This is a genomic window from Acinetobacter sp. NRRL B-65365 (genome assembly GCF_001605865.1).
In the GTDB taxonomy this organism is placed as follows: Bacteria; Pseudomonadota; Gammaproteobacteria; order Pseudomonadales; family Moraxellaceae; genus Acinetobacter; species Acinetobacter vivianii.
The window spans coordinates 1-23,723 of the sequence record NZ_LRPD01000026.1; the positions used below are offsets into that span (position 1 = coordinate 1).

General features: G+C 42.9%; 22 protein-coding genes. 13 read left to right on the forward strand and 9 right to left on the reverse strand.

The window, feature by feature from the left end:
• Nucleotides 1-313: 313 nt before the first annotated feature.
• On the reverse strand, nt 314-604 hold the full coding sequence (locus AWW72_RS10795) for a DUF1330 domain-containing protein (RefSeq protein ID WP_062847326.1): 291 nt from the start codon (nt 602-604) through the stop codon (nt 314-316).
• An 88-nt stretch (nt 605-692) separates the two neighbouring features.
• Nucleotides 693-2,795: a phenylacetic acid degradation bifunctional protein PaaZ gene (gene paaZ / locus AWW72_RS10800; protein ID WP_062847327.1), complete on the reverse strand. Its 2,103-nt coding sequence runs from the start codon at nt 2,793-2,795 to the stop codon at nt 693-695.
• A 265-nt stretch (nt 2,796-3,060) separates the two neighbouring features.
• Between paaZ and paaA the strand changes: the two genes are divergently transcribed.
• From paaA to AWW72_RS10860, 12 genes are read left to right on the forward strand one after another with little or no spacing between them, the layout of a single operon-like run.
• Nucleotides 3,061-3,999: a 1,2-phenylacetyl-CoA epoxidase subunit PaaA gene (gene paaA / locus AWW72_RS10805; protein ID WP_062847328.1), complete on the forward strand. Its 939-nt coding sequence runs from the start codon at nt 3,061-3,063 to the stop codon at nt 3,997-3,999.
• Between the two features lie 34 nt (nt 4,000-4,033).
• The gene (gene paaB, locus AWW72_RS10810) at nt 4,034-4,324 is read left to right on the forward strand and encodes a 1,2-phenylacetyl-CoA epoxidase subunit PaaB (protein ID WP_004772025.1); all 291 of its coding nucleotides are present in this window, start codon (nt 4,034-4,036) and stop codon (nt 4,322-4,324) included.
• A gap of 12 nt (nt 4,325-4,336) precedes the next feature.
• Nucleotides 4,337-5,092, forward strand: coding sequence for a 1,2-phenylacetyl-CoA epoxidase subunit PaaC (paaC, locus tag AWW72_RS10815; RefSeq protein ID WP_062847329.1), 756 nt, complete (start codon nt 4,337-4,339; stop codon nt 5,090-5,092).
• A gap of 16 nt (nt 5,093-5,108) precedes the next feature.
• Complete coding sequence (gene paaD / locus AWW72_RS10820) at nt 5,109-5,609, forward strand: 1,2-phenylacetyl-CoA epoxidase subunit PaaD (RefSeq protein WP_062847330.1); 501 nt, start codon at nt 5,109-5,111, stop codon at nt 5,607-5,609.
• 23 nt (nt 5,610-5,632) lie between these two features.
• Nucleotides 5,633-6,694 carry a 1,2-phenylacetyl-CoA epoxidase subunit PaaE gene (paaE, locus tag AWW72_RS10825; protein ID WP_062847331.1) on the forward strand — a complete coding sequence of 354 codons (1,062 nt, stop codon included), beginning with the start codon at nt 5,633-5,635 and terminating at the stop codon, nt 6,692-6,694.
• Nucleotides 6,695-6,704: 10 nt separating this feature from the next.
• Complete coding sequence (locus AWW72_RS10830) at nt 6,705-7,478, forward strand: enoyl-CoA hydratase-related protein (RefSeq protein ID WP_047429114.1); 774 nt, start codon at nt 6,705-6,707, stop codon at nt 7,476-7,478.
• Entirely contained in the window at nt 7,478-8,269 is a 792-nt protein-coding gene (gene paaG / locus AWW72_RS10835) for a 2-(1,2-epoxy-1,2-dihydrophenyl)acetyl-CoA isomerase PaaG (RefSeq protein WP_062847332.1), read from the forward strand. The genes AWW72_RS10830 and paaG overlap by 1 nt, the downstream gene beginning before the upstream one ends.
• A gap of 2 nt (nt 8,270-8,271) precedes the next feature.
• Nucleotides 8,272-9,810 carry a 3-hydroxyacyl-CoA dehydrogenase gene (locus AWW72_RS10840; RefSeq protein WP_062847333.1) on the forward strand — a complete coding sequence of 513 codons (1,539 nt, stop codon included), beginning with the start codon at nt 8,272-8,274 and terminating at the stop codon, nt 9,808-9,810.
• Nucleotides 9,811-9,822: 12 nt separating this feature from the next.
• A complete protein-coding gene (gene pcaF / locus AWW72_RS10845) occupies nt 9,823-11,034 on the forward strand; it encodes a 3-oxoadipyl-CoA thiolase (protein WP_062847334.1) in 1,212 nt (403 codons plus the stop codon).
• Nucleotides 11,035-11,086: 52 nt separating this feature from the next.
• Complete coding sequence (gene paaK / locus AWW72_RS10850) at nt 11,087-12,376, forward strand: phenylacetate--CoA ligase PaaK (RefSeq protein ID WP_062847335.1); 1,290 nt, start codon at nt 11,087-11,089, stop codon at nt 12,374-12,376.
• A gap of 60 nt (nt 12,377-12,436) precedes the next feature.
• The gene (gene paaX / locus AWW72_RS10855; protein WP_062847336.1) at nt 12,437-13,402 is read left to right on the forward strand and encodes a phenylacetic acid degradation operon negative regulatory protein PaaX; all 966 of its coding nucleotides are present in this window, start codon (nt 12,437-12,439) and stop codon (nt 13,400-13,402) included.
• On the forward strand, nt 13,383-13,982 hold the full coding sequence (locus AWW72_RS10860; RefSeq protein WP_062847337.1) for a DapH/DapD/GlmU-related protein: 600 nt from the start codon (nt 13,383-13,385) through the stop codon (nt 13,980-13,982). Before paaX ends, AWW72_RS10860 begins: the two co-directional genes overlap by 20 nt.
• Before the next feature lie 421 nt (nt 13,983-14,403).
• On the opposite strand, the gene AWW72_RS10865 is transcribed toward AWW72_RS10860, so the two are convergent.
• The 6 genes from AWW72_RS10865 to pobR all read right to left on the reverse strand — a co-directional run bounded on the left by AWW72_RS10865 (nt 14,404) and on the right by pobR (nt 20,797).
• A complete protein-coding gene (locus tag AWW72_RS10865; protein ID WP_062847338.1) occupies nt 14,404-15,735 on the reverse strand; it encodes an APC family permease in 1,332 nt (443 codons plus the stop codon).
• A 151-nt stretch (nt 15,736-15,886) separates the two neighbouring features.
• Nucleotides 15,887-16,594 carry a PDC sensor domain-containing protein gene (locus tag AWW72_RS10870; RefSeq protein WP_062847339.1) on the reverse strand — a complete coding sequence of 236 codons (708 nt, stop codon included), beginning with the start codon at nt 16,592-16,594 and terminating at the stop codon, nt 15,887-15,889.
• Nucleotides 16,595-16,662: 68 nt separating this feature from the next.
• Nucleotides 16,663-17,382 carry a FadR/GntR family transcriptional regulator gene (locus AWW72_RS10875; RefSeq protein WP_062847340.1) on the reverse strand — a complete coding sequence of 240 codons (720 nt, stop codon included), beginning with the start codon at nt 17,380-17,382 and terminating at the stop codon, nt 16,663-16,665.
• Between the two features lie 56 nt (nt 17,383-17,438).
• On the reverse strand, nt 17,439-18,209 hold the full coding sequence (locus AWW72_RS10880; protein ID WP_062847341.1) for a nuclear transport factor 2 family protein: 771 nt from the start codon (nt 18,207-18,209) through the stop codon (nt 17,439-17,441).
• A gap of 27 nt (nt 18,210-18,236) precedes the next feature.
• A complete protein-coding gene (locus tag AWW72_RS10885) occupies nt 18,237-19,667 on the reverse strand; it encodes a gamma-aminobutyraldehyde dehydrogenase (protein ID WP_062847342.1) in 1,431 nt (476 codons plus the stop codon).
• Nucleotides 19,668-19,981: 314 nt separating this feature from the next.
• Nucleotides 19,982-20,797 (reverse strand): IclR family transcriptional regulator PobR, encoded by an 816-nt coding sequence (pobR, locus tag AWW72_RS10890; protein WP_062847343.1) that lies wholly within the window; start codon nt 20,795-20,797, stop codon nt 19,982-19,984.
• Nucleotides 20,798-20,939: 142 nt separating this feature from the next.
• On the opposite strand from pobR, the gene pobA reads away from it, so the two are divergent.
• Entirely contained in the window at nt 20,940-22,148 is a 1,209-nt protein-coding gene (pobA, locus tag AWW72_RS10895; protein ID WP_062847344.1) for a 4-hydroxybenzoate 3-monooxygenase, read from the forward strand.
• Between the two features lie 87 nt (nt 22,149-22,235).
• Here pobA and AWW72_RS10900 read toward each other — a convergent pair whose 3' ends face one another.
• Nucleotides 22,236-23,609, reverse strand: a complete 1,374-nt coding sequence (locus tag AWW72_RS10900) for an ABC1 kinase family protein (protein ID WP_062847345.1) — start codon at nt 23,607-23,609, stop codon at nt 22,236-22,238.
• Nucleotides 23,610-23,723 lie beyond the last annotated feature (114 nt).

Sequence of the window (23,723 nt, forward strand, 5' to 3'; positions counted from 1 at the left end):
AATCAATACACAATTAAAATAAAAGTGAAAATTAATTGGAAGAATAAAGAAAATGGATAAATATTTTATAAATAGGAACGTGGAAGAAATGGTTTTATACAAAATAGGACTTATTTATTAAAGGTTTATCGTGTAGTTGATGGGTTTAATATGTTTTTGTTATTATAAGTTTTAAAATAACTGTATTATGAATTGCGCTATATTTTTAGTATGAAGCATACAATCTAACTCCTCCCATCTATAATAAAAGAAGGATAATTAAAAATATGATTCTATTTCTAAATTTTAGATAATTTTTAGTTTGATAATTAAATCAGCTTAAACCTTCTGTCAAAATCACAATATATTCACCTGCTAAATCACGATGTTTTTTGGCCTGTTGATAGGCATCACTGTGATACCAGCTCTGTGCTTCCTGCATCGTGCTAAATTTGATAATGGCAACGCCATCAGTTTCAATATTTTCCAAAGCAATAGATTGTCCATAAAAAACGATGGGTTCAGCATCGAAGCCTTGGCTGGCTTGACGTGCCAACGTGGTATAGGTCTTCATTTCATCTTGGTTTTTTAATTCTTTACGAATCAGAATGATATAGGCACTCATGAATTTTCCTGAATTGAACTTATTTTTAGGATTCTAAATTTTTAAAATGATTGATGGACACCTGATCGTATCCATCAATCTGTATAATTTAAGCTGCGCGTGCAACCAAAGTTAAAATATCATAAGTTGCCACCAGTTCATCACGCTGATTTTTCACCTTGATATCCCAAACCACCACACCATGTTCGGGTTGAGATGGGTCTTTTTGCGGTTTTGGTGTTTTCTGTTTGCAGGTCAGTTCTACTCGAATCGAATCGCCAATTTTGACTGGTTCGACAAAACGTAAATTATCCATACCATAATTGGCAATCACCGGACCTTGAGCAGCATCGACAAATAAGCCTGCTGCTGCTGAAACAATGAAGTAGCCATGCGCAACACGCTCACCAAAGAAAGAATCTGCCGCAGCGATTTTGTCGGTATGCGCATAGAAATAGTCACCACTGAGGCAAGCAAAATTGACAATATCTGCTTCAGTCACGGTACGGCGTGCAGTCAGTAAACGTTCACCAATCACCAGTTGATCAAATGATTTTTTAAATGGATGAACTCGGTCTTCATTAATATTTGAACCCGCCGTCCATGAATGGGTGACTTGCGTCAGGCTATTCGGTGAACCTTGAATCGCTGTGCGTTGCATATAGTGTTTAACTGCACGAATGCCGCCAAGTTCTTCACCGCCACCAGCACGGCCTGGGCCGCCGTGAACGAGGTGAGGTAGTGGAGAACCATGTCCCGTACTTTCTTTGGCTGACTCTTCATCCAGAATATGAACACGACCGTGCCACGGTGCAATTTTCTGGATGATCTGCTCAATATTTTCATCCGTATTTTTTACTACTGAGGCCACCAAACTGCCTTCACCACGAGCCACCAGATCGGCAAGTTCGTCGATTGATTGATAAGGCATCAAGGTACATACCGGGCCGAATGCTTCAGTGGTATGCACTGAGATGGCTTCTAATGGTTTTTCGCAGCGCAAGAGGGTCGGTGGAAAGAAGGCGCCTTTGTCTGGATGATCTGCATTGAATTTAAATGCGCTATCGCCACCAAACACAATGTGGGCTTCTTTTGCCAGTTCAGCAACTTTGGCTGCGACATCCAGTTTTTGTTTAGGGCTGGCTAGGGCACCCATCGTCGTATCTGATTTTTGTGGATCTCCAACCACGACTTTTGCCAGTTTGGCGCTCAGCTTTTGCTGAACTTGTTCAAGCAGAGCATGAGGAACAAAGGCACGGCGAATGGCGGTACATTTTTGTCCAGCTTTGGTGGTCATTTCACGAAACACTTCGCGTACAAACAGATCTAGCGTTGCTTCATTCGCTTCTGGACTGAGAATCGCGCTATTGACTGAATCTGCTTCCATACTGAATGGAATGGAGTATTTGTTTAAGTGCGGATGATTGCGAAGCTTTTGGCCTGTATATGCTGAACCTGTAAAGGTGACGCAGTCCTGCGGGCCTAAATAATCAAAAAGATCATAAATTTGACCACAGATCAGTTGTAGCGAACCTTTGGGTAAAATGCCCGTTGCAACAATCGCCTCAACCACGGCTTGAGTCAGTTGAGCGCCTTCAGTTGCAGGTTTGACAATACAAGGCACACCAGCCAAGAGCGTCGGCGCAATTTTTTCCAGCATGCCCCAGATAGGGAAGTTAAAGGCATCGATATGCACGGCAACACCAGCTTTAGGGCTTAAAATATGCTTCGCGCCAAAAGTGCCGTTTTTAGAGAGCTGAATCCAGCTATCTTCCGTGATAATTTTTTCATCATTCAGTTCACGGCGCACCAGACTTGAATAGGCGAATAAGGTCTGAATCCCGCCTTCGATATCAATCCAGGCATCTTTACGTGTCGCACCAGTGGCATGGGCCAAGCTATAGAACTGTTCTTTTTGTTCAAGTAAATGTTGGGCAATTTGCTTTAAGGCATTGGCACGTTGATGAAAAGTCCAGTTTGCCAGTTCAGTACCATTTTGCTTGGCATATTGCACGACCTGTTGCATATCGATGCCATGACTGCTGACGCTATAGATTGGGGCACCAGTAATCGCATCTACAACGGTACGTGTCTCTTCATGACTTGAATGCCAGATTCCATAGACATAAGACGCCAGTTTGGTTAACTGCTGGCTTGAGCTTTGTTCTTTAATATCCGTGGTCGCTTCTTCTAGATGTGCTTGTTCAAGCATGATCAAACTCCATTTTTATGTGATACATCAATTATAGAAATACTTAAAATATGATTCATAATTTCATATTGATTGCGCTAAAAGTCAACCTTATTTTGTTTTTAAGCTTGAATAAAATTTTTATTAATTTAATTAATATTAACTAAATCAATTGCTTGAATCTGATTTTATAGTTGAATTTTATTTGATACAAAAATATCGATTGACTTTGTTTTGTGTGTATCGAAAAATAGATTCATGGATGAAATCCTCAAGGAATTGACACATGGAAAATAATTATCAGAAATTTGAGCACAACATTGCCAATGACATCACCATCGAAGCCAAAGATGAAATGCCTGAGGCCTATCGTAAAACCTTGATTCGTCAGATTGGACAGCATGGTCATTCGGAAATTGTCGGGATGCTGCCAGAAGGCAACTGGATTACCCGTGCACCGACGTTGAAACGTAAAGCTGTATTACTGGCAAAAGTTCAGGATGAAGCAGGGCATGGTCTCTATCTTTACAGTGCGGCTGAAACCTTAGGTGCAGACCGTGATGAGATGATGGAAAAATTGATTGATGGAAAAATGAAATATTCATCAATCTTTAATTATCCAACGGTGAGCTGGGCCGATGTGGCGGCGATTGGCTGGTTGGTGGATGGCGCTGCGATTGTGAATCAAGTGGCTTTATGCCGTACCTCTTATGGCCCGTATGCGCGTGCCATGGTGCGAATCTGTAAAGAAGAAAGTTTCCATCAGCGTCAGGGTTTTGAAGCGATGATGGCGTTGGCTGCTGGATCTCCCGAACAAAAACAGATGGCGCAAGATGCGGTGAACCGTTTCTGGTGGCCTGCATTGATGATGTTTGGCCCAAGTGATGAGCATTCTCCAAACAGTGCACAAAGTATGGCATGGGGAATCAAGCGCTTTAGTAATGATGAATTGCGCCAGAAGTTTGTCGATAACACCGTACCGCAAATCTTACAGCTTGGCTTGACCGTGCCTGATGCGGATTTGAAATGGAATGAGGAAACTGGTCATTACAGCTATGGCGAGATTGACTGGCAAGAATTTAATGAGGTGATTGCGGGTCGTGGGCCTTGCAATCACGAACGGATCGAAGCACGCCGCAAGGCTTGGGAAAATGGCAAGTGGGTGCGTGATGCAGCCGTTGTCTACGCCAAAAAACAGCAAAACCAAGTCGGTAAAGTCGCTTAAAACAGAATTGATGGAAAAATTTAAGGATATCGCAATGGAAAATAAGAACAATTGGTCACTTTATGAAGTGTTCGTGCGGAGTAAGCAGGGTTTAAGTCACCGTCATGTTGGTAGTTTACGCGCGCCTGATGATGAGATCGCCCTGCAAAATGCACGTGATGTGTATACCCGCCGCAATGAAGGTATCAGTATCTGGGTGGTGCGTTCGGAACTGATTAAGTCTTCGCAGCCAGATGAAAAAGCCGAGTTTTTTGAACCTGCATTGGACAAAGTCTATCGTCATCCGACTTTCTACCATATCCCTGATGGCATTGAGCACATGTAAGGGAGTATGCAAATGAACAATATCGCTTTATCTAAGTTTTTATTACATATCGGCGACAGTCAACTGGTGTTGGCACAACGTCTGGCCGAGTGGTGTGGTCATGCGCCTGAACTGGAAATTGATATTGCATTGGCCAATATCGGTCTGGATTTACTGGGGCAATCCCGAAATTTTCTGACTTTGGCAGGACAATACGAAGCTGAAAAACGTGATGAAGACCAATTGGCTTATTTCCGTAATGAACGTGAGTTTTTGAACTTATTGTTGTGTGAACAACCGAATGGTGATTTTGCGCAAACCATCGTACGTCAATGGCTGATGGATCATTACCATGTGTTGTTATTAACGGCGTTAACCCAATCCGAAACGCTAGAAGTCGCGGCATTGGCGGTGAAATCTTTAAAAGAAGCCAAGTATCACATTCGTTTCTCAACCAGCTGGATGGAGCGTTTAAGCCTCAGCACAGCAGAAGCACATCAACGTGTACAACAGGCATTAGACAATTTGTGGCGTTTTAGCGCTGAACTGTTCGAGTTGACTGCGGAAGAAAAAACACTGGTTGAGCAAGGCATCATTCCTGATTTATCCAGCGAAAAAGCACAATGGGATCAGGTCGTCGCTGCCGAACTAAAGCGTTTTGAATTGAGCATTCCTGTCAATGGTGCCTACCGCCGTGGTGCCAAACAAGGTTTGCATACCGAGCATCTGGGTTATCTGCTGGCTGAAATGCAATCCATTCAACGCAGTTATCCTGAGATGATTTGGTAAGGCAAGGAGTGTCGCCATGCACATGATTCGTCATTGTATTGATCAATGTTGGGATGTTTTACAAAACGTCAGCGATCCAGAGATTCCAGTGCTGTCGGTAGTGGATTTGGGCATGATCCGTGGTGTGGAGTTGAATGAACAGCAAGAAATTATTGTTCGATTGACACCAACTTACAGCGGTTGTCCAGCCACTGACTTGTTAAAAGCACAGATTGTCGAAGCACTGACAGCAGAAGATTTGATTCCTGCAAAAGTCATCATTGATCTATCAGAAGCATGGACCACGGACTGGATGTCGGACGCAGGTAAACAGAAACTGCAAGCCTATGGCATTGCGCCACCAGAAGGTACGGCACAGCAATGTGGAACGCATGTTCATCTGATTGATGGCGTGGTGTGTCCTCATTGCAATAGTCGTAAAACCCGACTGTTAACCGAGTTCAGCTCCACCGCTTGCAAAGCCTTGTACAAATGTCAGGACTGCCTTGAACCCTTTGATTATTTTAAATGTATTTAAAGTCTTGGATAAGGAAATCAGCCATGAGCCAATTTATTCCATTAAAAGTAAAAACAATTACCCCTCAGACTGATCAGGCGATTTGCATTGCTTTTGATCTGGGCGCAGAACAACAGCAACAGTTTCAATTTCAGCCAGGGCAGCATCTCACTATTCGCCATTTAACCGAAACTGGGGAAATTCGCCGTTGCTATTCAATCTGTAGTTATGCGCCAAAAGAAGATATCAGCATTGCAGTCAAAAAGATTGAGCAGGGCCAATTTTCCAATTGGGCCAATGAGCATTTAAAAGTGGGTGATGTACTGGAAGTCATGCCACCACAAGGTGTGTTTTTTCAGAAAGCGGCACGTACGGGCGGTCAAGCTTATTTAGGGATTGCTGCGGGCAGTGGAATTACCCCAATTCTTTCCATCATTAAACAGGTGCTATTTGAGCAAGAGTCAGCAAATTTTACTTTGTTATATGGTAATCGTTCGTGGAAACAGACCATGTTTTCCGAGCAGATTATGGACCTGAAAGACCAGTTTAAAGAGCGTTTTCAGCTCATCAATATCTTTTCGCGGGAGTTCAATGACAGTGAGCTGCTGAACGGTCGTATTGATGAAAATAAGCTCAAGCAGTTATTTGAACATGACGTATTAGAGACAGACTTTGATCATGTGTTTGCCTGTGGCCCTGATGAAATGATGGATACCGTCGAAAGCCTGTTACCTGATTTGGGGATTACGAAAGAGCGCATTCATACCGAACGTTTTAACACAGGTCATATCCGTAAACGTCCAGCGGAAGCCGATGCCAATCGTAAGGAAGAAAAAGTCAACATCGTGCTAGATGGACGAGAGCTGATTGTTGCGGTTGGACAAGAGGACGAAAGTATTCTCGATGCTGCATTACGTGCAGGTGCAGATTTGCCTTATGCCTGTAAAGGTGGCGTATGTGCCACCTGTCGCTGCAAGGTACTTTCAGGTGAAGTGGATATGTTCCTGAATTATAGCCTTGAAGATGATGAGGTGGAAAAAGGCTATGTACTGAGCTGTCAGACTTTACCGAAAGGCGCGAATGTGCGTTTGAGCTTTGATGAGTAGAGAAACAGCGATGCAAACATTGATTCAGGTAGAAACACCACTTGAGGGTGTCATGCTGCTGAGCCTAAACCGTCCAGAAAAACGCAATGCTTTGAACAACGCCACCTTACAGTGTTTATGTGATTTGCTGGAACAGGCTGAACACGATCCTCAAGTAAAAGTGGTTGTGTTAACGGGAAATCGCAATTGCTTTGCTGCAGGTGCCGATCTGAGCGAATTGGCAGTAATGGATGCGGTGTCCTTACAACTCGATATTCGTCCAAAGTTATGGCAGAAGATCGATGCGTTTACTAAACCAATCATTGCAGCAGTGAATGGTTATGCCTTGGGTGCTGGATTTGAACTGGTTCTGCATTCGGATATCGTGATTTGTGGTGACAATACCAAATTTGCTCTGCCTGAGATTGGTTTAGGAATGTTACCGGGTGCAGGTGGCACACAACGTTTAGCACGTTTGGTCGGCCAGCAATTGACTATGCGCTGGGCAATGACGGGTGAAATGATCTCCGCTAAGCAAGCACAGCAGCATGGCATCTGTAGCGAGGTGGTGCCCGTCGCACTCACGGTGGAATATGCCATTCAATTGGCAAGTAAGATTGCCAAACAAGCGCCTTTAGCGATTCGGGTAATCAAGCAATCGATCAAAAGTATTCATGAGACAACATTAAGTCAGGGACTGAAATCCGAGCGACAAAACTTTGTCTGGTTGGCAGCAACCAAGGATCGGAATGAAGGCATTAGCGCATTTTTTGAAAAAAGAAAACCAATCTTTAGAGGTGAGTGATGGACTATAAAAATATTATTGTTGAAGAAAAAAATGGTGTGGGTTATTTAACCTTCAATCGTCCACAAGCATTGAATAGCTTTAACGTGGACATGCACCATGAAGTAGCCGAGGTTTTGAATCTTTGGGCTAAAAAACAGGACGTTCGCTGTATCGTAATCAGTGGAGAAGGCCGCGGCTTCTGTGCAGGACAAGACTTAGGTGATCGTGTGGTTGATCCGAATGCCGCTGCACCAGATTTAGGGTATTCGATTGAAACTTACTATAACCCGCTAATTAGAACCATTGTGAATATGCCAAAACCTGTCATCTGTGCGGTGAATGGCGTGGCGGCAGGTGCAGGTGCAAATATCGCTTTGGCGTGTGATCTGGTGATTGCAGCTAAATCTGCCAACTTTGTACAGGCGTTCTGCCGTCTAGGTCTGGTACCTGATTCAGGTGGAACATGGTTCCTGCCACGCGCAGTCGGTCACGCACGTGCCATGGGGCTTACTTTACTCGGTGATAAATTACCAGCTGAAACTGCTAAAGAATGGGGCATGATCTGGGATGTTGCTGAAGATGCAGAATTAAAAACAAAAGTCACTGAGCTGGCAGAACGTCTCGCGAAACAGCCGACTTTTGGTCTTTCATTGATTAAAAAAGCCATTCATCAATCCCCTAATCATAGCTTTGATGAGCAAATGCACTTGGAACGAGACCTACAGCGTATTGCAGGTCGTTCAGAAGATTATCGTGAAGGCGTACAAGCCTTTATGAATAAGCGCGAGCCAAACTTTCAGGGGCTTTAAGCATGACTTATCTGGATTTATCTGATGCCCGCATCGCCGTTATTGGCTCTGGAACCATGGGCATCGGGATCGCCCAATTGGCGATTATGAATGGTCATTCAACTGTTCTCTACGATCTTGATCGTGAAAAGACCCAGCAGGCGGTTGAGGGATTGCATCAGACTTTTGCCAAACTGGTTGAAAAAGGCAAGATAACGGACGAACAGGCTCAACAGGCATGTTCACGTTTAAGCATTGCTGATGGTATAGAAGATTTGGCTGATGTGAATTTGGTGATCGAGGCGGTGGTTGAAAAACTGCAAGTAAAGCAATCTTTGTTTCAACAGCTTGCGGCTATTTGTAACGAACACACTATTTTTGCCACCAATACCTCATCTATTTCAGTGACTGAGATTGCGGCTGGGATTCCACAACCTGAACGTGTCGTGGGCCTGCATTTTTTCAATCCTGCGCCAGTGATGAAACTGGTCGAGATTGTGCAAGGTTTAAAAACACCAGCAGGATTATGTCACGCGTTAAAAACTTTGATGCTGAACTGGAAGAAAATTCCAGTGCTGACCAAGTCAACACCGGGTTTTATCGTGAATCGTATCGCCCGTCCATTCTACGCAGAAGCATTTCGTGCCTTACAAGAACAGGTCACAACGTATGAGCAGCTGGATTATGCCTTAAAGCAGTGTGGTGGTTTTGCGATGGGGCCGTGTGAACTCACCGATTTGATTGGGCAGGATGTGAATTTTTCTGTGACTCAAAGTGTGTATGAAGCCTTCTTTTATGAGCCGCGTTATCGTCCGAGTCTAGTACAAAAGGAACTGGTCGATGCTGGTGCATGGGGAAGGAAGTCAAAGCAAGGTTTCTATCACTATGATGAAAAAAATCAGTATTCGACTTTTCAACCTGAAGTCATTACAGCGACAGCCTTTCAGGCACGTCTTCAGGTCAAAGGCGCATGGTCTCAACTACCCGAACTATTAACACGTCTAGCGCTGAATGGTGGGACTGAAAATGAAGAAAATATCATTCAGATGAATGATATTGATCTACGGTTAAGTCAGGGGGAATCTGCCAATCTGAATTACCTAAGCCGTAAAACGGTATTGATGGATTGGCATCATGATTTTTCTAAGGCGCAAGCCGTAGTGCTGAGCCACAATCAATTGTGTCAAGCCGATGATCTGGCAAAAGTTGAGGCATTTTTTGCTCAATATCAGATTCATGTGATCTGGATTACAGACCATCCTGCATTATTAACTTTACGTACCCTTGTCTTGCTGATCAATGAAGCCTGTGAAGCCAGTCTTCACGGTATTGCCAGTATGGAAGATATTGATAATGCCATGAGATATGGTGTCAATTATCCTAAGGGGCCGTATCAATGGATGATGCAATTGGGCGCGCAGTGTGTGCTGCAAACCCTCAATAATTTATATGCCATTTATGGCGAAGAAAAATATCGTGCAAGTCTTTATCTCAAACAATACGTGGCACAGCAGCAAAGCGTAACGGCCAACGATTCAAAAGATTTAACCGCATTTGCATAAGCAGGAGTGATCATGGAAGACGTTTTTATTTGTGATTTTATTCGTACCCCGATTGGACGCTATGCGGGTTCATTGAGTTCAGTACGTACCGATGATCTTGCTGCATTGCCTATCAAGCATTTAAAAGAAAAACACGCACATTTACCGTGGCAGGATTTAGATGAAGTATTTTTAGGTTGTGCCAATCAGGCGGGCGAAGACAATCGCAATGTTGCACGTATGGCAACATTATTGGCTGGATTACCAGAAGCGGTTCCTGCAATGACCGTGAATCGGCTTTGTGCTTCAGGACTGGATGCGGTGGGCTTGGCAGCACGTTCGATTAAATCGGGTGAATCACAATTTGTACTGGCGGGTGGTGTCGAGTCGATGAGTCGCGCGCCGTTTGTACAAGCCAAGCAAACTGAAGCTTTTGGGCGTAGTCCTGAAATCTTTGATACGACCATTGGCTGGCGTTTCATCAATAAAAAGATGAAAGCACAATATGGTACAGATAGCATGCCAGAAACGGCTGAACATGTAGCTGAAAAATATCAAATCAGCCGACAGGATCAAGATGCCTTTGCAATTCGTAGTCAACAAAAAGTGGCTACGGCACAACAGGCAGGTTTTTTTGATGAAGAAATTTTGCCAGTTGAACTGGTAGATCGCAAAAAGAACATCACAATGTTTGCCCAAGACGAGCATCCACGTGTAGATACCAGTCTAGACAGTTTGGCGAAATTAAAAGCACCATTCCGTAAAGAGGGTGGTTCAGTTACAGCAGGCAATGCTTCGGGTGTAAACGATGGCTCAGCTTGTGTTTTGCTGACCAATCGCCAATTTGCAGATACGCATGGTTTAAAACCTTTAGCTCGTGTGGTGGCGATTGCCAGTGCGGGGGTTGAACCGAAATATATGGGCATTGGCCCAGTGCCTGCGGTACAAAAATTATTGAAACAAACGGGTCTGAGTCTGGATCAAATGGATGTGATTGAGTTGAACGAAGCGTTTGCTGCCCAGTCGCTGGCGTGTATGCGTGAATTAGGGCTCAAGGATGATGATACACGTGTTAACCCTAATGGTGGCGCAATTGCATTGGGTCATCCTCTCGGGATGAGTGGTACGCGTTTGGTGATTACCGCAACCAGAGAATTGAAAAGACGTGGTGGTCAATATGCACTGTGTACCATGTGTGTCGGTGTTGGACAAGGTGTCGCCCTGATTTTAGAAAATGTAGCTTAATTTAATTGAAACGAAACGGTTCGAATAATATAACGAAATAGGAGAGACGGCAGTGGATAGCCTCATTACAGAAGACGTAGAAAAAATGACGCTTGCGGAGTTACGAGCGCTTCAAACCAAACGGTTAAAAGAAACATTGAGTAATGTTTACGCCAATAGTCCTGTGTACAAGAAAAAGTTTGATGATGCTGGTGTGCATCCAGATGATTTCGTCACACTGGATGATCTAGCCAAATTTCCATTTACCACCAAACAGGATTTACGCGACAACTATCCTTTTGGCATGTTTGCCGTTCCGCAAGAGCAGATTGTGCGTTTACATGCCTCGTCAGGCACAACAGGTAAACCAACCGTCGTTGGCTATACCCAAAAAGACATCAATACTTGGTCGGATATTGTTGCGCGTTGTTTGCGTATGGCGGGCTTGAGTGCCAAAGATATGATTCAGGTGGCGTATGGTTATGGCCTGTTTACTGGCGGTTTAGGTGCGCATTATGGTGCTGAACGCCTAGGTGCCACCGTGATTCCGATGTCAGGCGGTCAGACTGAGAAACAGGTGCAACTGATTCAGGACTTTAAACCCACGGCAATCATGGTAACGCCATCGTATTGCGTCAGCATTATTGAAAAACTCGAACAGCAGTTGGGTAGTGCGCGTAATACCTCATTAAAAGTTGGAATTTTTGGTGCAGAGCCGTGGTCGAAAGAGTTACGCCGTGAGATCGAAGAGCGCCTGAATATCAAGGCACTGGATATTTATGGTTTGTCTGAAATTATGGGTCCTGGTGTTGCCATGCAATGTCTGAACGAAGGCGATGGTCTCACCATTTGGGAGGATCATTTCTATCCTGAAATTATTAATCCTGAAACTGGTGAAGTGTGCAAGGACGGTGAGCTGGGCGAACTGGTGTTCACCACCATCACTAAAGAAGGTTTGCCAATCATCCGTTATCGTACCCGTGATTTAACCCGTTTATTGGCGGGCCAGAATCTCGTCATGCGCCGTATGGACAAGATCGTGGGGCGTAGTGATGATATGCTGATTATTCGTGGGGTCAATGTTTTCCCGACCCAGATTGAAGAACAGATTTTACAAGTTCCAAGTCTGGTGCCAAATTATGAAATTCTGGTGGCGAAAAAAGGACACATGGACACTTTGCATATCCGTACCGAAATGTGCCATAACTGTGACATGCAGGCGCAGCAACTGGCTCAGCAGTTAATGCAGCGGATTAAAACCATGATCGGGATTTCAGTAACGGTAGAAGTAGTGAATGAACTGACTTTGCCGCGCTCTGAGGGGAAAGCAAAACGCGTTATCGATATGCGCCAGATTGCTTAACATTATGATCATTCAGGGTATAGAATCTATATCCTGAATCTTAAACGCCAAGATAAAAGTATGAGTGCAAAGCTACAGCAAATTATTGATTCGATTATTCAGAATGAAACCTTAAGTGGTACATCGCTCATTTCAACCATTTTTGGTGATTCGGTGCTGCATCGTGGCGGTAATATTAGTCTTGCCAGCTTGATTCAGTTGCTGGAGCTGTTTGATTTTAATGATCGTGCTGTACGGACTTCCGTGTTTCGCTTGGTGAAAAATGACTGGCTAGATTCAGACAAGATTGGCAGAACCAGTTTTTATCGTATTACCGATGCCAGCAGATCAAAATATTTGCAAGCAGAGCAACGTATTTATAATGATCAGATGAAGGAATGGGATCATTCTTGGGATCTGATCCTGATGTCGAGTCTGGATACAGACAATAAAGCATTTTTGAAGAAAGAACTGGAATGGCTAGGTTTTGCCAATATTTCGACCAATCTGATGGCTTATCCAGGATCTAATCGACTGCAATTACAAAAGTTGCTGGTTGATCTGAATATGAGTGAGCAGGTGGTGGTGTTTAAGGCAGAGACCTTGCAGCTGTTTAATAACTCGACCGATACCATTAGCCGTATGTTAGAGACCAACTGGCCGATTGATGAGTTGCGTCAACGTTACCTGCAATTTCTGGATATGTTTCGGGAAATCGGAGCAATCTTGATGCAGGACGATGAGCGCATTGAACCTGTGCAAGCCTTTCAGATCCGGACTTTACTGATTCATTATTACCGTCGGATTTTGCTTAAAGATCCTGCTTTGCCTTTAGAGTTGCTATCGGCAGACTGGCCCGCAGTCAAGGCGCGTACCTTATCCATGAATATCTATAAAAAAGTCTTTGAAGCCGCAGATGACTATTTCTTGTCGGTTGCTGCTACATCGGAAGGGCCTATGCCCAATGCAACTGCACATTTCTGGCGTCGCTTTGGCGGTTTGAGCCAAAATAATGAGAGAGTGAGTGATGCCTTGTTACAGTATTGATGGAGTGATTCCCGTTGTTCATCCCAGCGCATTTGTGCATCCCACTGCTGTTTTAATTGGTGATGTGATTATTGAGGCAGGGGTTTATATTGGCCCTTTTGCTTCATTACGGGCTGATTTTGGCCGTATCCATATCAAGGAAAATGCCAATGTACAGGACAACTGTATCATTCATGGTTTTCCGCAAAGTGTTACGCTGGTTGAGGAAATGGGACATATCGGTCATGCTGCGACGTTGCATGGTTGTCGTATCGGTAAAAATGTCTTGATCGGCATGAACAGTGTTGTTCTGGATTATGCGGAAATTGGTGAGAATACCATTATTGGCGCGAATAGTTTGGTGAAAACCAAAGATCAAATCCCTACCAATGTTCTGGCTTTAGGCAGCCCAGCAAAAGTGGCCAGAGAACTTTCTGAAAAAGAACGACACTGGAAAATTAAAGGTACGCAGGAATATATTCAGTTGGCACAGCGTTGTTTAAGCACAATGAAGGAAGTTTTACCTTTGGCAGAAGAATCTGCTGAACGTAAGACCTATCAGGATTTTCAGTCAGAGCATCAAATTAAACCTAGTACATAAATAATCTGCCTCTTTTTTATAATGGGGTATTTTATTTTAGATATAATAAAACTAAAAATTATAATCTATCCCACTGTATGTAAAATATTGAATAATAAAAGACCAAATATCGAAGATATGCCCTAAATACAAAAAACACTGTCCTATTTTAATGGTTTATAAAGAGTTTTTTTGAATTAGAATCATAGACTGAAAGTTCTGTTTATATAGTGCTTAATTTACATGTATTAAGTCTAGAAGATATTGAACTTATTTTTAACGGTATGATTCATGATTTTATAGGAGCATGTTTATAGATAAATTTTGTGCATATATTAATGGGATCTAAGCAAAAAAGTTACTGGGGTTACTCAGTAACTTTTTTAAGTCATCAATATAGTTTAAAGAGTTGGAACGAAATAGACGTATTTGAAATTCCTGCTCAATATGCATTGGTTAAGTGAATCTTTTGTTTTCTGAGAACTTTGTAAATAAACAGAAAAACGCCCATTGCTAACCAGAAACTGCCAAATTTTAAAGCAGATGAATCAAGATTAATCCATAGGCAAGCAATGCTAATGACCGAAAGTAGCGGTAAGAAAAGGTTAAAAAATTTATTTCTAAATCCTGAACGCTGTTTTTCCTTGATATAAAACCTGACAAATACTGAAAAATTAACAGCGGTAAATGCAACCAGAGCACCAAAGCTGATCAGGCTGATCACTTGAGCCAGATTCAAAAACATGGCACTTAAAGAAATAAATCCAACAAATAACACCGAGAAAAATGGAGTGCCAAGTGAGGCATGTAGCGTGCCAAAATATTTTTGAGGGAAAATATTATCTTTGCCTATGATGTAGAGTAAACGAGAGGCGCTGGCATGTGAGGCAAGACCAGAAGCCACTGTATTCATAATCTGTCCGCACAGGAAAATTGACTGAAATAATGCGCCGCCGACATACAGAACGATTTCTGGCAATGCTTCTGACGGATGTTGGAAACGTGCATTGGTAGGATAATACAGTTGAATGAACCACGACGCGGTAAAAAAGATCAAGCCACCAAAAAGTGTGGTCAGGAGAACCGCATAAGGAATTGTCTTGGTCGGATTCTTGGTTTCATTCGACAGCGTGGTAACCGCATCAAAACCGAGAAAAGAAAAACACAGTACCGATGCGCCTGCAACCAGCGGCAATAACTCCTGTGGGCCTGTCCATAAAGGATTTAAAGTGAGCACATATTCATAACCTTGTGTGCTTCCAATGCCTTGAATCACCAGATACACAAAAATGATCATCAGGATAATGGGGGCAAACACAAAAATCAGACTTAAGTTGGCGAGTAGACGAATCCTGAAGCAATTGACTAACGTGACCAGTCCAGCCGAGACAATGACCCAACACCAGTACGGAACACTGGGAATGAGGGCGGTTAAATAAATAGCTGCCAGCAAGACATTGATTAAAGGTAATAATAAATAGTCGAGTAAGGTACACCAGCCCACAAATAAACCACTTTTAGGCCCAATGCTTTCCGCGGTGTAGGTATATGCAGAGCCTGCTTTTTCAGAATGTTTGCTAAATCGTGCATAACTAAAAGCCGTCAGCAGCATTGTGGTGAGAGCCAATAAATAAGCCAAGGGCACATGCCCATGAGTAATGCCTGACACAATGCCAAAGGTATCAAATACTGTCATCGGGGTCATATAAGCAATCCCGATCACAGTCACTTGCCATAATGAGAGTTTTTTAAATGAAGCAGATTGTTGTTCCATAATGTTGCAACCTGATCTATTGTTGTTTTCTATCCAGAAAAGCACATGTAATTTTTAGGCAAAAAAATCCCTTGGCTCGTTTTAGCAAGCCAAAAAATTAGAGATTTAGAGGAACGTGGGCGTTAAACGTTGAATTGAGGTCTGATTAACGCTAAATCATGACTAACTGGAGCGATTGACTCGGTAAGCTATTCAAAGACTTATGAGTCAGGTTCTTGAGAAGTGTTCCAGTTCGGATGCTAATGTCATTTGAGGTGATGACGCGGGCAATATTATTGGTAATGACGGCTTTTTGTTTGATATTTTTTAGCTTCGGAAGCAACACTTTCTCTAGTGCAGAGACCAGTACATCAATTGCAATAACACCAACGAACTGATCCTGTATCATCACAGGATGGGCCATAGTAATGGTATAGGCGCCATTGCAGATATAGTCGACATAAGGTCCATAAGTACAGGGTTGTTTATTTTTTGCAGGTTGCTGGAACCATTCAAAAGTACGGAAATCCAGAAAGCGTTGAGCATTCTGGTAGTTTTCAAGCTGTGCTTGCTGTAATTGATTTTCTTTTTTATACCACCATTCCAGTGTCCAGTATTCCTGCTCGGTGCTTGTTGCGGGACTATAGCTGGCAAAACCCATACCTTGACTATACTGGCTTTGATGCAAAGCAAGCTTGATTTCCTGCTGGAGTTGTTTACGTTCAGCGGTAGACAGTTTGATGTCTTTAAGCTTTCCTGTTTTATCTTTGGCTAGAATCTGACTCGCTTTATTAGCAAGAAGTTCTGCCAGAGTAGAAGTCTCTTGAGTGACTTGCTCAAGCAGCTTTTGAAGCTCTTCTATTGGTGTCTGTTGGGTCATTCCGATAACTCCTAAAATTCCATATTTTTGAGATCTATGCTTTTTAGATATCCCTTTTTTTATTGTTTTTAATTGATTGATAACTTGTATTGGAGCATTTGATCCGTTTGCATAGTGATGATTTTTCTCGCCTGGAGAACTGCTTCATCCTCATTTCCCTGAGTAAATGATGACAAAATTTTATGGTATTGATCTACAACTGCTTGATGAAAGACATCATCTTGGTACAAAACAGCAATAAGTGGAGCCCATTCTGCTTGTATCGAGAGTTCCTGATTGGCCAGTCGCGCTGATTGGGCAAAAGAGGTCAAGGTGAGCAGACAGCGTAAATCCAGTTGCGCTCGTATGTCCGCTTCACTGGCCTGATGAAATTGTTCAACCATTTCCTTGATTTTACCTAGCTCATCTTCGGTAGTTCTTTGTGAGGCCAAATAAGCACTATGACTTAAAATTGCACTATGAAACTCACCAAGATCAGCCAGATATTCACTGGATGCCTGACGTAAAGGATGCAGGCTTAGGCGTAAATCAGCAGGTAATTCACACACAAAACTTCCGCCATTTCGGCCACGTCGTGTATCAATTAAGCCTTTCACTCGCAAGGTTGTGAGCGCTTCACGCACCGTGATCGGCGAAACACCCATTAAACGAGCTAGGTCAGCTTCATTCGGAAGCTGTTCCTGACTTTTGAGCAGTCCTGAGATAATCGCATTCTCCAAACGTTCAACAACCTGTTCAGAACGGGTCGATTGTGTGATCGGTGCAAAGATTATCGTATATGCTGACATAGCTAGTTCTCTAAAAGCGAAGCTGAATGACTTCGCTTAATGATACGGATCATGGATTAAAACACGCCAAAGCTGTGTATTGCCTTTTCATCTTCTGGAACAGCAGGGATTGCATCCCAAAGTTCCGCAATTTTGCCATTTTCGAGACGCCACAATTCAAAATAGGCATGTCTGTTTCCAGCAATACTTCCTTCTGAATGAGTCAGCACAAACTGACCATCGGCAATGCTTCGGTGCGTTTTGGAGTATACCAAACCTTCACCTTGATTACGGATTTTGTTCAGGAAATCAATGACGGAATTTACCCCGTCACCAATATCAGGACTATGTTGCAGGAAATGATCGCCGTCAGTATAGGTTCTGAACGCTTCATGATCCCCGTCAATCAAGGCCTTTTGAAAAAAATCTCGGATGATTTTACGGTTTGCTTCTCGATCGGCATGATGATCAATCTGGGTCGGGCCATCCAGTTGGGTACGTCCACTGATATTTGGGTGGGCTTCAGGCACCAAACCATCCCAATGCTCAACGATCTTGCCATCTTTAATGCGGTAAATGTCAAAACCGACCAAAGGCGTTTCATCTAAACCATGAAAACGACCGTGAATTGCCACTAAATCACCATCACCCAGTACACGAATTGGTTCGTGGCGAATGTCTGGACAATCCTGAATCAGTTGACGAAGACCGGAAAGGCCATCTGCAACCAGTGGTGAATGCTCAATAAAGTCTTTAGAAAAATAACGGTCTAAAGCACGAGGATCATGTAAATTAAACAAGACATGATGAGCCTGACTAACAAAGCGTTTGGCTTCCTGAATATCCATTCTATGCTCCTATCTGTATCTTGTGCCTTAGTCATTTGAACTCATAACATGTTTGATACGCGTATATTCTTCAAACCCATAACCTGATAAGTCTTTGCCATAGCCAGATTTCTTGAAACCACCGTGTGGCATTTCAGCAGTTAATGGAATATGGGTATTTATCCAGACTGTACCAAAATCTAACTCGCGTGATAGACGGGTTGCGCGGGCATGGTTGGTGGTCCAGACACTTGAAGCAAGGCCATAGTCAATATCATTGGCTTTTTCAATGGCATCCGCTTCATCTTTAAATTTCTGAACCGTGATGACAGGGCCAAAGATTTCATTTTGAATGGCTTCATCTTGTTGTTGTAAACCGCTAATCACGGTGGCTTCGAAATAGAAACCTGGACGATTGGCATGTTTACCGCCAGTTTCGACTTTTGCGTGTGCTGGTAGGTTTTCAATAAACGACTGCACATTTTTAAGTTGATTGGCGTTATTTAATGGTCCATAAAGTGCATCTTGGTCACCAGGCTCACCAAAACGTGTATTTTTTGCTGCTGTTACCAGTTTTGCTAAAAACTCATCATGCACAGATTCTTGCACGATCACACGTGTCGCTGCGGTGCAGTCTTGACCCGCATTAAAGAAACCTGTCATGGCAATCATTTCTACTGCTTTATTAATATCTGCATCGGCAAATACCAAGACTGGTGCTTTCCCGCCCAGTTCAAGATGCGCTTTGGCTAAGTTGGCAGCGGCAGAAGCGGCAACTTGTAAACCAGCACGTACCGAGCCTGTAATTGAAACGAGTGCAGGGGTTTTATGTGAAACCACTTTAGAGCCAACATTGGCTTGACCTAAGAGTACATTGAACGCGCCTTTAGGGAAAAATGGTGCTGCAATTTCTGCCAGAAGCAGGGTACTTTCAGGTGTGGTGTCGCTTGGTTTCAAAACCACAGTATTACCAGCCGCCAAAGCAGGCGCGATTTTCCAGACCGCCATCATTAATGGATAATTCCAAGGCGTTACCTGACCAACCACACCGACAGGTTCACGACGGATACTTGAGGTCAAACCTTCTAAATATTCACCTGTTGCTGAGCCATTGAGTAGGCGAGCCGCACCCGCAAAGAAACGAATCTGATTTGCACAAATTGCCACTTCTTCAGAGGCAATCAAATGCTTTAATTGTCCCGTATTACGGCTTTGTGCTTCGATTAAACGTTCTGCATTTGCTTCCACTGCATCTGCTAAATCAAGTAAAGCCTTTTGACGAACAGCGGGAGTACTGCGCCCCCAGATTTTAAAAGCCTGTTTTGCTGCTGCATAAGCGGCATCTACTTCTGCATCCGTTGCGTTGGGTGATGCAGCGTAAATTTGGCCTGTTACTGGACTGACCAGATCAAAATAATCCGTTCCTTGTGCTTCTACATATTCGCCGTTAATAAAATGTTTTAGTTGAATTTTAGACATCTGTCGTTCCTTGTCTTTAGGTTTTAAAATATAACATATAAAACTATATGTATTATGTTTTAAAATTTCTGTCAATTTTTTTTCTGCAGGGAATTTGAGCAAAGATTGAGATTTTTAAAAATGAGAATGCTAAGCAGCTGATATTTATTTAAATCTAGCTTGGGGATTTTTTTACTAAAAATGGATGCTTTCCCATTTTGCTTAAAAAGGCTTTATTTGATGTGTGAGGAATATTTAGACAAGATTGATGATTCCCAAAAAACTTGATTGGGATTTTTATGAGTAAAGAAAGAAGGGGCCTAAGGATTTGATTTTTATATTACATTGCGTAGCTCATTAGCAGTATTACGCAGCAAAGGCAAAATTTGCTGGACTAAATAATCTTCTTGTACACGATTGGTTTGCGACATACAGTTAAGCGCCGCAATGGCTTTACCTTGTGCATTCAGCACAGGAACTGCAATCGCAATCACGCCGAGCTCATGTTCTTCTTTTGATAGACAATAGTCCGAAAATGAGATGCTTTTCAGCACGTCTATAAACGTAGCTTCATCGATAATCGTAAAAGGGGTTAAGCGCTTTAAGCCATAACTTTTGACCCAATCGTGTTGAGCCTGTTCAGGTAGCGCTGCCAATAAAACCTTTCCTGTCGAGGTGGCATGTGCAGGTAGGCGATTGCCTAAATGCATGCCATAAGGACTGACCCGCAAATTGTCGTGTTGAGGAAGATAGCTACGGGCAATCGGGACTACTTCATTGTCATCCAAGACCACCAAAGAAAAGGTTAAAGAGGTTTGGGCACACAAAAGATTCAGAAAAGATTGGGCGATTTTAGGTAGATGGGCAGAACTTAGATAAGAGCTAGAAAGACGTAACACGCGATGGGTTAGCCAAAAATAATGCTCATCTGTTTCCAAATAGCCTAAGTATTTTAAAGTTTTTAAATGTCTACGTGCTGCTGTTCGGCTAATGCCAGTACGTTCAGCTACTTGAGTAACGTTCAAACGTTGGCGATCAATTCCAAAAGCTTCAAGTAGAGCCAGCCCTTTGGCTAAACCTGCAATATAGTCTTCCTGACGAATACGTTCGTGTGAACTTGGGTGCTCAAAAAAAGCATCGGTAGAGGACATCCTTCCTTCCTTGTTATTTTGCATGTTTTGTCCGCTATTCGGACACATGGAATGATAAACGGTTATTTTCGATTTGAATACATCGTATACAAAACTTAAAAGCAGTAGTTTAAAAGTCAGGACATATAACAAGGATGACGTGATGGATATTTTAAAGACACAAGTTGCAATTATCGGTTCTGGCCCAGCGGGTTTATTACTGGGTCAATTGCTATATAAAGCTGGCATTGAACACATCATTATTGAGCAACGCAGTGCTGAGTATGTGGCTTCGCGTATCCGCGCAGGAATACTAGAGCAGGTATCGGTTGATTTACTCAAACAGGCAGGTGTAGATCAACATTTAAAAGAGAAAGGATTACCGCATTCAGGGATTGAAATATTAACCAATGGGCAGAAACATCGTGTTGATTTGTCTGCACTCACAGGCGGTAAACAAGTCACTGTATATGGACAGACCGAAGTCACCAAAGATTTAATGGCTGCTCGTGAAGCTGCACAATTGACATCGTTCTATGAAGCGGAAAATGTACAGGTCAAAGATTTTTATGACGCACCGCAAGTACATTTTGACTATCAAGGCAAAGCCTTTCAAATTCAGTGTGACTTTATTGCAGGTTGCGATGGCTATCACGGTATTTGTCGAGCCAGTGTGCCTGAGGACAAAATTAAAACCTTTGAGAAAATCTATCCATTTGGCTGGTTAGGCGTATTGGCTGATGTACCTCCCGTTGCGGATGAGTTGATCTATGTACAGTCAGAACGTGGTTTTGCATTGTGTAGTATGCGTTCAGAAACCCGTAGCCGTTATTATTTACAGGTGCCATTGACGGATCATGTTGAAGACTGGTCAGATGAGAGATTCTGGGAAGAATTGAAATGTCGTCTTGATCCCGAAAGCCGTGAACATTTAGTCACTGGTGCATCCATTGAAAAGAGTATTGCTCCGTTACGTAGTTTTGTGACTGAACCAATGCGTTTTGGAAATATGTTTTTAGCTGGAGATGCAGCGCATATTGTTCCGCCAACAGGCGCGAAAGGTCTTAATCTGGCGGCTTCGGATATTGCTTATCTATCGAGTGCGTTGATTGAGTATTATACTGAGGGCTCGAGTCAGGGTATTGAGGAATATTCTGAGAAATGTTTACAACGCGTCTGGAAAGCTGAACGTTTTTCTTGGTGGATGACACACTTGCTCCATCGTTTCGAAACGGAAAGCGAGTTTGACCATAAAATTAAGCAGGCAGAATTAAGTTATATTTTAGGATCGACAGCAGGTAGAACGACTTTGGCAGAGAACTATGTTGGACTGCCATATGAAATTAAAAAAATGCCAGAAGCCTGTGCTTAACAGCATAACCTTCTGATTAATAGAGATTAAAAAAAGCCTGTGCATATGAATGGACAGGCTTTTTCTCATTTCACAGGAAATGATTGATTAAGCAAATTGACGAATCATTTTACGGACATTGGTTTTTGCATCAATTACAGTCATAAAGGTGTAGGCACCAATGAATTTACGGCTAATAAACATAAATTCTTTTGGTGGAACCGAGAAATAACGTGAAGCCATCGATTGTCCAGCCTGTTGCATCACACGGCTATGGAGCTGGCTTTTTTTCCAGTCATAACGGTCTTGATCATCCATAATCCCCGCAGGCATATCAGGATTATTTTCTGGACAGCTAAAGGCTTCCGTTGCAATCAGGAACACATCTGCCATACCCGGTTTGACGCTTTCTGGCATACCATCAAAGAATTCATAACCTTTCATGGCTTTGACCATCGCGGTTTTGTCATGATCATAGCCAGCTTGAATCAGGTTACGTGCGACTGTCAGCAAGTTATTATCGAACTGACGAATTGCACCAAAGTCGAGTAAAACGATTTTATCGTTGACTTCACTGCCATCACCCAAACGAACCAGATAATTACCAAAGTTCGGATCGGTCTGCATTTCGCCCCATTCAAACAACTCACGCACTGCAATTTCTAAAGAAGCTTCGCCCAACTGGTTGCGGCGTTCTTGCGGCAGAGAAAGCATCACTGGGCTATTCACAGGGACGCCACGTTCAAAAGTCATACACAGTACTTTTTCAGCGCAGAATTCATCCACAATCTGTGGGACGATATAACGCGGATCATCTTTCAAACGTTCAGCGAAACGACACGTAGTCGCTGCTTCAATCGCATAATCCACTTCGCGATGCATCATGTCACGAACTTCGTCAAACCATTGATCAAACTCACGGGTTTGCGGCACCATCCGAGTCAGTTTCAGCATGTTCTTGAACAGATTCATGTCTGAGTCGATCGCTTCTGCCACACCTGGATACTGGATTTTAAGCACCAGTTCCTGACCATCTGATTTACGGGTCGCGCGATGAACCTGAGCAAGTGAAGCTGTGCCAATCGGCTCATGATCGATGGTTAAATCATCAAGTTTTGCACCTAACTGATCTTGCAAATGTGCTTTTATTGCAGGCCAGGCGAGAGCCACGGTTTGATTGTTCAGGGTATTTAATGCTTGTGTAATTTCTTCAGGCAAGAAATGTTCGCCGTATAGAGCCATCATCTGACCAATTTTGACGATTGAACCTTTAAGTTTGCCAATTTCAGAAACTAAATAATGCGCCTGTTCAGCCATGGCTTTTTTACGTTTCTTCTCTTTTTCTTCTTCACTTGAGAAAAGAGAAGTTGCACTTGCAGTTGCCCAACGTGTTCCAGCAAGTAAAGACGCTTTTGCGATAGATAAGCGACGATCCACCGAGGAGGTTTTTAGATTCTTAAGCTTATCGTTCTGATCTGACATGAAAGAAAAATCCTATGCTGAAATCGGAGGGTTGAAAGCCGAGAGATGAATTGTAGCGGATATTACCGCTTTTGAACGTATTAAAATAGTTCAATCTCTTGAATTATCAGTCTA